The following is a 14,210-nucleotide window of genomic DNA, read 5'->3' on the forward strand; positions in this document are numbered from 1 at the left end:
CTTTTCTGTCAAGAAGTTTCGTTTAGCGGTTCTGTTTCCTCATTGTTTTTTGGTTTTTTGTTGTATACCATGTTCCAGATATACGCAATCACACTTGTAATGGCACTTAATATAAAGGCAACGTCTGCAAGTGTATTGTGACTAAATAGAATAGTTTTACCACTTTGTGTGATTAAACCAAACAGTTGGCCAATTACCAATAAGGCTCCGCTTAATATAAATAATACTAAAAAAACAATAAAAAGCGACTCTAATATCTTTTTCATTTTCACAACCTACTTTCTAGTTTTTATACCGGGATTGGTAATACTCCCATTGCCATCAAATATCCAAGGATAAATATTGGAATAACATAATATACAATTAGTGGAACAAAAGTCTTCTGTGGCTCCGCTCCCGCTATACCCGATGCTATGAATATAGGTGCAGAAGAAGGTGGTGATGCCCCTTCAGTTGATGAGAACATTAATAGCGCTATTACTGCTATAACTGGATTAACTCCAGCTGATACAAGAGCAGAAAACGAAACTAATCCTACAGCTGTAAGAGTTGCTGTCGATGATAAAGGACCAGCCACTAGTACTACTAAAATACCTACCAATAAAACGATTAACCATGGAGCAAGATTTAAAGTTTCCATGATTGCAGTTAAATCTTCAGCTAGACCTAATTGATTTAATACTTCACTTGCAGCAAATGCAAATAATAAAAGAACTCCGGTAACAGAGAAACCAGGTATAGAATTCTTCAAGAAATTTGACCAATCTGAACCGCTTTTTGGCAACTTTGCAAACCCTACTAATAGACTGATAAATATAATAAGAATTGGAACCCACACAATTAGTGATATTTCATCCATTGCATCAGCACCAATGTTAGGATTCGCTATAAACGACTCCGCAAGCGGTCCAATGGTAATAAGAACCGGAATAATAATCCCTAAGAAAATAAAAAGGGATGTCCACCCAACACGGAAGGATTGTTTAAGCGGTTGAATAAAGTCCATTGGAAGCGCTTTAATTTTGTTTCGATAAACAAACCATGAGATTAATAGTATTCGATAAACAACTTGATAAGTTCCTGCGACAAGCATCGCTATGTATAACTGCCCTTCTGATACCACTGCAGCTATCGGAGCAAATCCTAGTAAGATAAACATCGAACCACTCGGAGGAAAAATAGTTCCTAAACCAGCATTACCTGCAGCTATTGTTGCAGCCTGTTCTTTTTTCCAGTTAGAACGTATCATCCATGGAATAGTAATTGAACCCACACTAGCGGTATTACCAGATCCAGAACCTGAAATCATACCCATCAAAGCAGATCCGAAAGTGGAAACGTGTGCAGCTCCTCCTGGTATACGACCCAATAAAGAATTTAAAATCTCAACTAACTTGTTAATGATTAGTGTTTTATCAATAACGTAAGCCATAAATACAAATGCCATGGCAGCAAATAGAACTTCGTTTGTGGCCCCAAATATTACCCCTTCCCAAATCAATCTTGGAGCATCTGCCCCACCAAATAAAGCGGTTACAATAAAGCCGACAATCATTGCCTCTCCAATATTTCTTTTTAAAACAGCAGACCAAAAAATAATTAGTGCAATAAAAACAATTAACGCAATAAACCCAATACCCATACATACACCCCATTTATAATTTTTTACATCTCGATATGAATTACATTAGCTCTAACTTAAGTAATCCTACAGATCACAGAAATCCTATCCCCAAAATTGGATAACTGGATCTACCAATAGGTTAAAATAACAAATAAAGTTTGTCAATCTATTTTTTATATTCGGAATATTTTGTACAGTTATAATTAGTCATCTATTTATAAAAAGCCCGCATTAAAAATGCAGACTCAGTTTGTAGATATAAGTATTTCCTAAATATCGGTGTATGGTTTTACAATCAGCTTTTATTTTATTTCAATCAATAATAAACATTTATTTCGGTTTACATTCAAAACTATAGTAACCCGTCAGGTAATTATAGATGATTAGTCGAATTTCTCCTCCAATTTTATTTACGTTTTCTTTATTCACAATATATTCACCTCCACTTTATTGTTTGTAGTAATTAATTGGTTTGCACAATCTTTTATAGTATTTATAACGACTCTTGGCTCAGATAATTGTGGAAAATGACCGCTATTAACAGCAACTATATGTTTGCTATTTTTAGATAGTGAAAGATATTCCAATTGATGTTCTACTATTTTTTCTTTGAACTTCCTTTGGTATCATTCGGTTTTCCTTACCAACTGTAATAACATATACAGGTATTTCAGGAAAAGTATCATTTTGTTGTATTTGAATTACAGTATCTTTTACAAAATTAACTTCATTGTATTGTTTATAAGAGGACAAGGAATCAAACATTGAAAGCAATTTGTTTATTGTTTTAATTGCCTTACCCTGAAATTCATTTAAACTTAGATCCTTCGGATGACTTGATTCTATAAAGACTATTCCAGCTACATCGTTCGGATAAAGTCGCGCATATAAATTTGCATATAATCCACCTAATGAATGTCCAACTAATAAGAGTGGTGGATCAAATCCTACTAATTTAAGTGCTTCATGGAGAGTTTTTACAATCGCCAGTCCATCTTGAGGTTCTTTCGGTTTATCACTTCCACCAATACCAAAACGATTATAAGAAAATACAGCGGATGTTTTCGAAATTTCTGGTAGTATTTTCATCCAAGCTTCTATTGGTCCAGAGCCACCATTAATCAGTACAATATTTGGTTTACCGTTTCCGCTAATACTATATTGTAACTTTCCTTTTAATGTCTCTATTTTATATTTCTCTATTTTCAAATTACACCTCACTCAGTTTGTCTTATTTAACAATGGGTTTAGTAATATATTCTCGTTGAATTTTGTTATTTCCTTCTTAACTAATACTACAGAGGTTTAAAATTTAGAGTAGCCTCTAGCAAAAATTTTTCTTCATGCCAAGTATGGAAAGCATCAATAGGTCCTAACAAAATAAAAAAGACATTCCTTAAAAGAAATGTCTTCTCAATTTTTTTATACTAAACGTGCCCCACCATCAATTGCGACCACAGATCCAGTTGTAAATCCGTTTTTTGCCAAATAAACGTAAGACTGAGCAATATCTTCTGGTTGAGCGATTCGTTTTACAGGGAGCTGCTCAGCGATCCTATTAAACATCCCTTCACGTTGGTCATCTGGCATACCGGCGTAAATTGGAGTATTTACAGTTCCAGGAGCTACAACATTTACTCGCATTGGCGACAGTTCAATAGCAAGCCCGCGAACTAATCCTTCAACTGCTGAGTTTATTGCAGCAAACGTCGATGCACCTTGTGGTGGACGTTGACCATATACACCTGATGTAAACGTAATAGTACTCGCTTCATTTAAGTAAGGCAGTGCTGCATGGGCTGTAGCATATTGACCCCAGAACTTACTGTTAAAAGCTTCTTTCGCGGTTTCCACTGGCAGCTCTTTAAATAGACCCATAGTTCCCTCACCTGCAGTGATTACTAAATGATCAAAATTTCCTACCTTCTTAAAGAAAGCGGCAATACTTTCATTACTACGAAAATCTAATTCATACCCCTCCACACCTTTACCCAAGTTGTTTTTTGCTTCGGCTAATTTAGAAGTAGAACGACCCGCAACTACTACTTGAGCAGATTGATCGAGAAACGCTTTGGCAGTCGCCAATCCAATACCAGAAGTACCACCAACAACTACTACACGTTTTCCTTGAAATGACATAGAAAAGACCTCCCCATTCATCCATATTATTAATTACTTCTATACGTTATGCTTTTAATGCTTGTTGTACCAGTTATTTTAATGGCGTTTATTGAACAATAATATTTGTTAAATCATAAGAAATTTTTTCTGTTTCCCCTTCGGCTACTGCTTGGTAAATCCCTGCAATAATTTCAGCGACTGGAGCAGGTAGTCCAACACTGCTAAGATAATCCTTCATATCATTAAATGAACCTTTTCTATGTGCAACTCGTTTACTTGAGATCTCAGATATTAGTTCAGTAAGCTCATCAAAAGTCCAAGGCTTTGGTTTTACCTATTTGTATGGTTTACTATCATGCCTTCCCCTGTTAAAGCTGCTCCTGTAGCTAAAGCAAAATCTTTAAGACATACCTCGTTAAGACTGCCATTTACAAATTCGGCAGTCTCGTAGAATATTTTTACCTTTATACTTTTATATTTATTAAAAGATATCTCCATTGGGAGTGTCTTTTTTTAATGAAAAGATATATCAAATTTCATATCCTTTATCCAAATACATTTCACTATTAGTTAAGGATTTGCATACAATAATTTAGTGATCATTATATAACTGGAGGGCAACTATTTGGTATTTAATCAAGATAATAACGAAAACCTCCAATCCGTCAGTGAATCAGCAAAACTCGCTGTTATTGCCGGAGTAGTGTCAACGTTTGGTGATCTTCTTTCAACTATATCAGCAGTGCTTGCAATAGAAGAAGAGCGTCAAGCAGAAAACAATAAAAGTGATAACAGTGATAATAAAAGTATGCAAAAACAGATTGACTATTTAAGCTCTGAATTAGAAAAACTAAAAAAACAAGTAAACAATGTAAACCCTTATTTTCATAAATAATTGTATACTCTCCTATATAAGCACAAACATATAGAAAAGCATTAATCCCCATTGGATTAATGCTTTTGTCTTTAAAATCTTTTTACTGAGAAAGGAATAGCAATTGTCTTAAAGCTTTTTAGTTAATGGAAAGAAAACACAATCTTTTATCGTTTCACTATCAGTTAGAACCATTAATAATCGTTCAATACCAAATCCCCAACCTGAAATTGGAGGCATTCCATATTCCATAGCTGTTAAATACTCTTCATCCATCTCCATAGCTTCCAAATCACCATTACTTTTAAGGAGAGCTTGTTCTTCTAGCCTTCTTCTTTGCTCTAACGGGTCAACTAGCTCTGAATATGCATTAATAATTTCTGAACCGTTTACTACTAATTGAAAACGATCTGTTAGCGAATAATTATTGTCATTAGCTCTTGCTAATGGTGATAAGTCAATTGGATGTTGAATTAAAAAAGTTGGTTTTACAATTTGAGGTCTACTTATTTTCTTATAAAGCAGATCTATGAAGTTACCTCTACCTAAAGATTGAATATCCGAATGTTCTATTTGAATATTTTTTCTCTTCGTTTCCATGTATAAATCTTTAACATCTGGATAAAGATCTATGTCAATTCCTGTGTCCTTTAATATTAAATCTCTAAAAGATACAATATCCCACTCTAATGAAAAATCAATTTTTTGACCTCGCATCATAATGGAAGTTGTATTAAATGTATTTTCAAGAACAAACAGAACCATTTCACGCATTAATTTCATCGTATCTTCATAATTCCAATAAGCTGCATATCCTTCAACCATTGTAAATTCTTGAAGATGTTGAGGACTGATTCCTTCATTCCTAAAGCACTTTGCAAATTCAAATACTTTTGTAAAGCCTCCAACAATTAATCTCTTCAAATAAGTTTCTGGTGCAATTCGCAAGTTCAGTTCCGTATCCAAAGAATGATGAAAGGTCTTAAAAGGTTTTGCTATTGCACCAGATGAAGTATGTTGTAATATAGGAGTTTCAACTTCTAAGAAATTCTGTTCTTCAAAGAATCTCCTAATAGATCGAACCAAACTTGTTCTAGCTAGTAAACGATTTTGCGTATCTTTTGTCATTATTAAATCTAAGTAGCGTTGCCTATACCTTAACTCAATATCGTTTAATCCATGCCATTTTTCCGGAAGAGAATGCAATGCCTTCCCTAGAAACTTATAACTTTCAATACGTAGTGTTTTCTCATTTGTTTTAGTTGTGTACATAATTCCTGTAACTCCGATAAAATCTCCAATATCCAATAAATGATGAAATTGATTATAAGTAGGTTCACCAACTTCCTCTTTTTTCAATAGTAGTTGTAAACCTCCGTATATGTTGGATATAGTTATAAAACTTAAATGATTAAAGTTTCTAATACCTGTTATTCTTCCAGCAACTTGTACTCCAGAAGTTCCATCTTCCAGCATTTTCGCTTCAATAAGTTCATAATTTGTATCATATCTTTCAGGATATACTGTTATTCCCTGAGATTTAAGCAACCTTATTTTCTCTATTCTTCGTATTGTTTCTTCATTACTCATTTTAATCACTCCATACTTTTTATATTGTCACATGTAATTACTGTATTTATAAACAACAAAAAAACCCCCACCCCCAAGATTATTAATCTTGAGGACGAGAGTTATTAGCTTCGTGGTACCACCCCAGTTTATTGATATGTCACCATATCAACCTTTTCGGGTACGGCAATTAACACATTGATTATACCCTATCTCTATAACGGGAGATCCCGTCGCATTATCACTAAGATTATGTCTTAGATCCGTGCGAAGCTCCGAGCCTTTTTTCACTAGGATAATTAATACTCCTTCTCACCAATAGGAGCTCTCTGGAAATAATTAATCATAATTACTCTTCTCTTCATCGCTATTTTCCTATATTTTTTAATAATTTTAATAATAGAAATAATATTAATCGATATATTTAGTTTAGTCAATATATCTTTAATGTTTATTACTTTGTTTCTCTATGCAAAGTCACTTTACGTAATCGAGGACAATATTTTTTCAGCTCTATACGTTCTGGGTTATTACGTTTGTTCTTCTTCGTAATGTAATTGCGGTCACCAGTCTCTGTACAAGCAAGGGTGATTTTTAACCTCATTGATCTTCCTCCTAATTTGCGTACCAATTTCGGAAATGCTATGTGTCAAATAATAGTTCAATTTGAACTAAACGGAGGAAGTGGATCCGATAGTTTTGTCCAGTCACTAACCATTTCCTCATCTGTTAATAAACATGAATCAAGACCGGTTTCAATTTCATATCTATCCATCTCAAGCCCAATCCATACCATTTCTGTCAGTCGGTCTCCATGAATGTCATCCCATCTAGATGTCAAAGAATAGTCTTCTTGTAATATCATTTGTTGTTCATCTTTCGAGAGAGATGCTACCCAATTACCAGCACCCTGAATTTGGATTGAAGATCCAGCTTGGGATAGTATACCTGACATATTATTACGAGTTGCTAACCAGAAGAATCCTTTGGACCGAACAATTTCTTGAGGAAAAGCTTTCAACCAATCGTACCAACGTTCTGGGTGGAATGGGCGTTTTCTTCTATATACAAAAGATGTTATTCCATATTCCTCAGTCTCCGGGATATGTTCATCATTTAATTCTTTAATCCATCCAGCACCTTGGCTTGCTTTCTCGAAGTCAAAAAGTCTTTTGTCCAAAATTTCCTCCGGGGGAACTGCCCCATTTATCATTGGAACAATAGCTGCTTCAGGATTTAATTTTTTTAAAAAGGATTTAAATGCTTGCAAATATTCAGGTGTGACTAAATCTGTTTTACTTATCAATAAAATATTTGCAAATTCAATTTGATCAATCAATAGATCCGAAACATCCCGAATGTCTTGAACATCGTCTGTTTGTTTCCGTTCAAGAAGCGATTCTCCACTTTCATAATCACTCCAAAAACGGAAGGCATCTACCACAGTTATCATGGCATCTAACGTACAAAATTTAGATAAATCAATACCAACTTCTTCATCAATGTATGTAAATGTTTGTGCTACAGGTATAGGTTCAGAAATACCGGTCGATTCAATAACTAAATAATCGATATTCCCATTTTTAGCGAGCTTCTCGACTTCCATAATCAAATCTTCACGAAGTGTACAACAGATACAACCATTTGTTAGTTCGACTAATGTTTCTTTAGTTCGTGAAAAACCCCCGTTCTGGATAAGTTGAGAATCAATGTTAATCTCACTCATGTCATTTACTATTACAGCTATTTTCTTTCCATCCTTATTTGCCAATAAGTAGTTCAGTACTGTAGTTTTTCCTGCTCCTAGATAACCGCTTAAAACGGTGACCGGTATCTTTTTATTCATACATTTCCTCCTTCATTCTTTTTAAATCGTAATGGTTACGATTTATATAATACAATTTATTTAATTAATGTGCAATACTAATGTATATTTTTTATTTATTCGAAGTTGTAAACCAGTCAAGTACTACTTTTCCAAATTAGAAAAACTAAATCACTACATTTACTAGGACATATTCAAAATCAAATTTTCATATGTTATCTAAAAAGTTTAAAAGGGGAAAATGAGATTTCCAAAGTTAAACAAATTATTCGGCTTCGAACAATATGGATTGTAACTTTTATCATGTTTATAGTAGTAATGTTGAAATTAATTCACCTGCAAGTCTTTCAGTTTGAAGAGCTTACTTTAAAAGCTAAAGAAAGCTGGGATCGAGAGTTACCCTATGCCTCCATTAGAGGAAACATTTTGGACAGAAATGGAGAAGTGATAGTTGGGAACAAACTATCACCAACACTCTTTTATATGCCCTCACAAAATGATGATCCGAAAAAAGTTGCGGAGCAAATTGCACCACTTTTAAAAACAGAAGAAGAAGTTATTTTAGAACAATTATCCAAAAGAGCTTCCATAATAAAGCTGGCTCCTGCAGGTAAAAATATAACCTCAGAGCTTGCTATGGAAATTCAAGACAAAAATATTAAAGGTCTCTATGCCGGGATTGATTATATTAGGGAATATCCACATGGTAATATGCTATCAAGATTATTAGGATTTACAGGCTCTGATGCACAAGGTCTTGCCGGAATAGAATATCAATATGATTCCATATTAAAAGGAGAAGATTCTGCTATACGTTTATATACGGATGCTAAAGGCATTCCACTTCCACACGTCGATGATGGTTGGAAAAATGGATTAACAGGAAATCATATTCAATTAACTGTAGATTTACATATTCAGCAAGTGGTAGAGCGTGAATTATCTCAAGCGATGCAAAAATATGAGGCAACTCAAGGTGTCGCTATAGTGATGAATCCTAATAATGGAGAAATTTTGGCTCTTGCTTCCGCACCAAATTTTGATCCATTATCGTACCAAGAGGTAGACCAAGCGATTTACAATAGAAATTTACCTGTTTGGATGACTTTTGAACCTGGTTCAACATTTAAAATTATTACATTAAGCGCTGCACTTGAAGAAGATGTTGTAGACTTAGAAAAAGATACTTTCTATGATCCAGGATATGCAATAGTGGATGGTGTAAAGTTACGATGTTGGAAAAGAGATGGGCATGGACTTCAAACATTCTTAGAAGTAGTCCAAAACTCATGTAACCCAGGTTTTATCGAACTTGGTCAGCGATTAGGAGAAGATAGATTATCGGAATATATTCGTAAATTTGGTTTTGGAGAATCTACCGAGTCGGGTATGGCTGGAGAATCAACGGGAATCTTGTTTAGTGAAGAGAATTATGGTCCTATCGAGCATGCAACTACCTCGTTTGGTCAAGGTATTTCCGTTACCCCTATTCAACAAGTGCAAGCAGTTGCTGCAGCCATAAATGGTGGTTACTTATACAAACCGTATATCGTTAAGAACGTTTTAGATGGAGTGTCAAACGAGCTATTATCCAGTACTGAACCAGAAATGAAACGCCAAGTAATTCGGGAAGAAACATCAGCAAAAGTACGTGATGCATTGGAGCATGTTGTTGCAGAAGGTTCTGGTAGAAATGCATTTAGAGACCAATTGCGAATTGGTGGTAAAACGGGAACCGCTCAAAAAGTTAAAGATGGCAGATATGTCGACGGTGAATATATTGTTTCGTTTATAGGTTTTGCTCCTGCAGACAATCCCGAACTCATCGTATACGTAGCAATTGATAACCCAAAACATAGTGCTCAATTTGGTGGGGTTATAGCAGCTCCGATTGTAGGACAAATTTTAGAAGACACACTTCAAAAAACTGGATCCGGTGAACAAATCGAAAAAGAGTATAGATGGGGTGATGTACCACAAACTAGAGTTCCAAATCTAGTAGGTACTAAGAAAGAGGAAATAACTGCGTATATGTATCCTTTTTCAATCGTTTGGCATGGTGATGGTAATCAAATACTTTCTCAGTTACCAAAAGAAAATAGCTTAATTCCATTGGATGGAACAATCCATGTATATACAACAAATTAATAAATGAATCAGATTGCACATGATGAAATAATATTTTGTCATGTGCATTTTTCTATAAAGAAATACAATCATACCTCTCTCCATTATCTTAAATAATAAAGCACCTCCACCACTCAATCCTACGCAGTCAATAACTTTTCTAGTGATGGAAGTAACAGAATCAGTTATTTTCCCTCTCTTCATTGTTCTCATGATTGTTGGTCCAGTTCGTAACTCTTATATAAAAGAAACAACAAAGGTCAAAAAATATGTAAGTAATATTACTGTACCCGTTCTTTTGTTTTGTTTGTACATAACCAAATTCTATCTGTAATCATATATAAAAAAAGCAAACCCACTACTTTGGGTTTGCTTCACTAGTTTATAATACCTTTTGTAGAAATTCTTTCGCTCGTACTGATTTAGGTTCCGTGAAAAACTGATCTGGTGGTGTGTCTTCTACAAGCTGGCCACTATCTAAAAATAATATACGATCTGCTACTTCTCGCGCAAAATTCATTTCATGTGTCACAATAACCATCGTCATACCTGATTCAGCAAGTGACTTCATCACAGCAAGTACTTCCTTTACCATTTCTGGATCAAGCGCTGAGGTTGGTTCGTCAAAAAGCATAACGGAAGGATTCATCGCTAAAGCACGCGCAATCGCAACACGCTGCTTTTGTCCACCTGACAATCGATTTGGATATTCGTCTCGTTTTTCAAATAGGCCAACTTGGCGTAATAGTATATCTGCTTTTTCTATTGCATGCTGTTTTGAAATTCCTTGCACATTAATTGGAGCATACGTTAAATTCTCTAGTACTGTTTTATGAGGGAACAAGTAAAAGTGTTGGAATACCATTCCTACGCTTTCTCTTACCTTCATAATATTTGTCTGTTTATCTGTCACAACATCATTACCAATAGTAATAACGCCTTCTGTAGGCTCTTCTAATAAGTTCATACAACGTAAAAACGTCGATTTTCCTGAACCGGATGGTCCAATTACTGCAATTACCTCTTTTTCCTTAATGACAGTCGAAATTCCTTTTAATACTTCATTTTTTCCAAATGATTTATGCAAATTTTCTACTTTAATCACTTCTACTCATCCTCTTTTCTAGCATTTTCCCAAGGAATGTCAAAATGAGCGTCATAATATAATAAATTACACCAGCAATTAATAATGGCTCCAAATATCGATATGTTGAGCCTCCGACAACATAGGCACGGCGCATAATATCTAGGGCTCCAATAACTGTTACAATTGCAGATTCCTTGTTTAGTGTAATGAATTCATTCATTAATGCCGGTAGAATGTTCTTTAACGCCTGTGGTAAAATGATATCTTTCATCATTTTAAAATATGGAATTCCTAATGCTAGGGCTGCCTCTTGTTGGCCTTTATCAACTGCATTAATACCTCCACGAATGATTTCCGAAATATAAGCACCAGAATTTAAACCGAATGCTAATATAGCAGCAGGCATTGGATCAATTTGAATGTCTAATAACTGTGGTATTGCATAGTAAATGATCATTAATTGTAATACGAGCGGTGTTCCCCGAAAAATGGATGTATATATATCCGCAATCCAGCGCAACAATTTAATACGTCCAATTTTAAATAAAGCTAATAAAATTCCTAATAAGAAACCAATGATGGTTGCGCACAATACGATTTGAAGCGTTATACCTATTCCTTCTAAAATATAAGGAATAGAGGGTAAGACTGCTGTAAAATCTAAGTTCACAACGTCCCCCTCCTTTCTTTACTTACTATTTATTCTTCCACAACAAACCATTTTTGTTGAAGCTCTTCAATTTTACCGCTATCAATTAATTCTTGAATTGCTTGATCAAATTGAGCTTTTAAGTCGCTTCCTTCAGGTAAAACAGCAACTTTATAATCTGCTTCATCTACCTCTACTGGGAAATAAGTTAGTTCAGCATTTCTTTGTACATAGTTTTCTGCTACAATATCCTCGATAATCGCTGCATCAAAACGTTTTGTCATTAATTCTTGTACTACTTCTGGAATAAGGTTACGGCTTTCTACTTTCATATCTACTGTTTTAGCTACTTCATTTGCTAATTCTTCTTGAATAGAAGAAATTTGCACTCCCACGGTTTTACCAGCTAAATCTTCTACTTTTTCAATACCACTATCCTTTTTAGTCACTACCATTTGTACTGTTTCGTTATAAGGAATTGAAAAGTCTACTACCTCATCACGTTCAGGAGTTGGGCTCATTCCAGCTAATATAAAATCTACTTTTTCTGCTTGTAATGCCGGGATTAAACTGTTGAAATCCATATCTTTTACTTCTACTTCAAATCCAATTTTTTCTGAAATTGCATTAGCTAAATCTATATCAAATCCAATAATTTCATTACTATTCTCTGTATCCACAAACTCAAATGGTGCGTAGTCAGCAGACGTCCCCATTACCAATACCTTTTTATCCTCTGTTGCTGAACCTTCGCCATTTGTTGATTCTTCTTTTTCCGCAGTTCCACATGCTCCTAAAATAGACATAACAAGTACTAACATGAATAAAAATAGTTTATTTTTCATAATTGTTAACTCCTCTTCTTTTTCAGTTTGATTTTTCTTGAATAAAACGAATAATTGCTTTTTCTAACATTTCTAAGCCGTCATCTATTTGTTCTTTTGTAATAGTTAATGGTGGAATCATCCGAATAACTTCACCGACGTTTCCACAAAGGTAGAATAGAACACCTTCTTCTAATGCATAATCAAGAATTTTCATTACCGCTTGTCCATCTGGCTCGCCTGTTTTTGGGTTCGAAATTTCAATTCCAATCATTAAGCCTACTGAACGTACATCACTTACTATGGAATATTTTGATTGAAGTCTTTTTAAACGCTCCGTAGCATAAGCTCCAACTACTTTAGAGTTTTCAATTAGTTTTTCCTCATGAAGAATTTCTAAAGTTGTTAACGCTACTGAACAAGCTATAGGATTTCCTCCAAATGTTGTACCATGCATTCCTAAAGGCCATTGTTGCATTAATTCTTTGGAAGCAACAGTTGCACTTAACGGTAAGCCAGATGCGATACCTTTCGCTATAGCCATAATATCTGGTGTTACGTCGAAATATTGCGCAGCAAACCATTCTCCTGTTCGTCCGAATCCTGTTTGCACTTCGTCAAAAATCAATAAAATACCATGCTGATCACAAATTTCTCTTATTTTCTTTACCCATGCTTTCGGTGGAATGATGTAACCACCCTCACCTAAAACTGGTTCTAAAATAACACATGCTACTTCCTCAGGAGTAACTTGGTGATTAAAGAGTCGTTTAAAATCCTTCTCTAGTTGTTCTACACAGTAAACTTCAGGATCCAATCCATCAGGACAACCCTTTACGTCCGCATAAGGAATTTGATAAGACAAATGCGAAGGTTGTAAAAACTTTCGATATTTACTCTTCGACGTTGTTACACCCAAAGCGCCAAGAGAACGACCGTGGAAGCACCCGGTAAATGACACAACGTAAGGACGTTGGGTTACAAATTTTGCAAGCTTTAAAGCACCTTCAATTGCCTCAGTTCCACTATTTGCAAAGAAAAAGCAATCTAAGTTACCTGGTAATACATCACCAAGATTTTTCGCAAGTTTTAAAATCGAATCATACATTATGACGCCTGATGGTCCATGTACAAGCTGATCAGCGGCATCCTTAATGCTTTGTACAACCTTTGGATGACGATGACCTGTATTCGCTACAGCGATTCCAGATGTGAAATCCAAATAAGTCTTTCCATCTACTCCATAGTAATAACAGCCCTCTTCTTTTACTATTGGAATATTCGGATGATCCTTAGCCATACTTGGTGCTAAATAATCTCCCATATTATCATAAAGCTCTAGCCAGTTACTCATGTTGTTCACCTTCACTTTTCTTTCAAGTTTGTTTACCGATTATTAGGGACGAAATGTATTTTTACAATTGTAAATAAGAATATATACATTCAAATCATTCAAAAATAGATTTGATATTAATATAATATATGACTTTATGTATAATTATACAAGAAG

At 34.8% G+C, this 14,210-nt stretch carries 14 protein-coding genes and 1 other annotated feature; of the genes, 2 read left to right on the forward strand and 12 right to left on the reverse strand.

The window, feature by feature from the left end:
* Positions 1-8: 8 nt before the first annotated feature.
* The 5 genes from P2Q73_RS10690 to P2Q73_RS10710 all read right to left on the reverse strand — a co-directional run bounded on the left by P2Q73_RS10690 (position 9) and on the right by P2Q73_RS10710 (position 3,983).
* On the reverse strand, positions 9-266 hold the full coding sequence (locus tag P2Q73_RS10690) for a hypothetical protein (protein ID WP_275786804.1): 258 nt from the start codon (positions 264-266) through the stop codon (positions 9-11).
* A 23-nt stretch (positions 267-289) separates the two neighbouring features.
* Positions 290-1,642, reverse strand: a complete 1,353-nt coding sequence (locus P2Q73_RS10695) for a TRAP transporter large permease subunit (protein WP_275786807.1) — start codon at positions 1,640-1,642, stop codon at positions 290-292.
* A 546-nt stretch (positions 1,643-2,188) separates the two neighbouring features.
* Entirely contained in the window at positions 2,189-2,833 is a 645-nt protein-coding gene (locus tag P2Q73_RS10700) for an alpha/beta fold hydrolase (protein ID WP_275786808.1), read from the reverse strand.
* A 213-nt stretch (positions 2,834-3,046) separates the two neighbouring features.
* Positions 3,047-3,763 carry an SDR family oxidoreductase gene (locus tag P2Q73_RS10705; RefSeq protein ID WP_056829892.1) on the reverse strand — a complete coding sequence of 239 codons (717 nt, stop codon included), beginning with the start codon at positions 3,761-3,763 and terminating at the stop codon, positions 3,047-3,049.
* 88 nt (positions 3,764-3,851) lie between these two features.
* A complete protein-coding gene (locus P2Q73_RS10710; protein ID WP_275786813.1) occupies positions 3,852-3,983 on the reverse strand; it encodes a hypothetical protein in 132 nt (43 codons plus the stop codon).
* Positions 3,984-4,370: 387 nt separating this feature from the next.
* Here P2Q73_RS10710 and P2Q73_RS10715 point away from each other — a divergent pair, with 387 nt between their 5' ends.
* Positions 4,371-4,640 (forward strand): hypothetical protein, encoded by a 270-nt coding sequence (locus P2Q73_RS10715; RefSeq protein WP_056829890.1) that lies wholly within the window; start codon positions 4,371-4,373, stop codon positions 4,638-4,640.
* Between the two features lie 108 nt (positions 4,641-4,748).
* On the opposite strand, the gene lysS is transcribed toward P2Q73_RS10715, so the two are convergent.
* The 3 genes from lysS to P2Q73_RS10730 form a co-directional block, all read right to left on the reverse strand.
* The gene (gene lysS, locus P2Q73_RS10720) at positions 4,749-6,209 is read right to left on the reverse strand and encodes a lysine--tRNA ligase (protein WP_056829888.1); all 1,461 of its coding nucleotides are present in this window, start codon (positions 6,207-6,209) and stop codon (positions 4,749-4,751) included.
* Between the two features lie 87 nt (positions 6,210-6,296).
* Positions 6,297-6,562, reverse strand: a binding site (T-box leader).
* 80 nt (positions 6,563-6,642) lie between these two features.
* On the reverse strand, positions 6,643-6,792 hold the full coding sequence (rpmG, locus tag P2Q73_RS10725) for a 50S ribosomal protein L33 (protein ID WP_053589536.1): 150 nt from the start codon (positions 6,790-6,792) through the stop codon (positions 6,643-6,645).
* 57 nt (positions 6,793-6,849) lie between these two features.
* Positions 6,850-8,034 (reverse strand): GTP-binding protein, encoded by a 1,185-nt coding sequence (locus P2Q73_RS10730; protein ID WP_275786820.1) that lies wholly within the window; start codon positions 8,032-8,034, stop codon positions 6,850-6,852.
* Between the two features lie 282 nt (positions 8,035-8,316).
* On the opposite strand from P2Q73_RS10730, the gene P2Q73_RS10735 reads away from it, so the two are divergent.
* Entirely contained in the window at positions 8,317-10,161 is a 1,845-nt protein-coding gene (locus P2Q73_RS10735) for a penicillin-binding transpeptidase domain-containing protein (protein WP_481747146.1), read from the forward strand.
* A gap of 361 nt (positions 10,162-10,522) precedes the next feature.
* Here the strand turns inward: P2Q73_RS10735 and P2Q73_RS10740 are convergent, their stop codons facing one another.
* Genes P2Q73_RS10740 through P2Q73_RS10755 form a run of 4 tightly spaced genes read right to left on the reverse strand, consistent with a single transcriptional unit; the run spans position 10,523 to position 14,054 of the window.
* The gene (locus P2Q73_RS10740) at positions 10,523-11,245 is read right to left on the reverse strand and encodes an amino acid ABC transporter ATP-binding protein (protein WP_275786826.1); all 723 of its coding nucleotides are present in this window, start codon (positions 11,243-11,245) and stop codon (positions 10,523-10,525) included.
* On the reverse strand, positions 11,238-11,897 hold the full coding sequence (locus tag P2Q73_RS10745; RefSeq protein WP_053589540.1) for an amino acid ABC transporter permease: 660 nt from the start codon (positions 11,895-11,897) through the stop codon (positions 11,238-11,240). The genes P2Q73_RS10740 and P2Q73_RS10745 overlap by 8 nt, the downstream gene beginning before the upstream one ends.
* 29 nt (positions 11,898-11,926) lie before the next feature.
* Entirely contained in the window at positions 11,927-12,721 is a 795-nt protein-coding gene (locus P2Q73_RS10750) for a transporter substrate-binding domain-containing protein (protein WP_275786830.1), read from the reverse strand.
* A 22-nt stretch (positions 12,722-12,743) separates the two neighbouring features.
* Positions 12,744-14,054: an aspartate aminotransferase family protein gene (locus P2Q73_RS10755; protein ID WP_275786833.1), complete on the reverse strand. Its 1,311-nt coding sequence runs from the start codon at positions 14,052-14,054 to the stop codon at positions 12,744-12,746.
* Between the last annotated feature and the right edge of the window lie 156 nt (positions 14,055-14,210).

Origin of the sequence: Bacillus sp. Cr_A10 (assembly GCF_029222665.1) — a bacterium.
GTDB lineage: Bacteria > Bacillota > Bacilli > Bacillales_A > Planococcaceae > Psychrobacillus.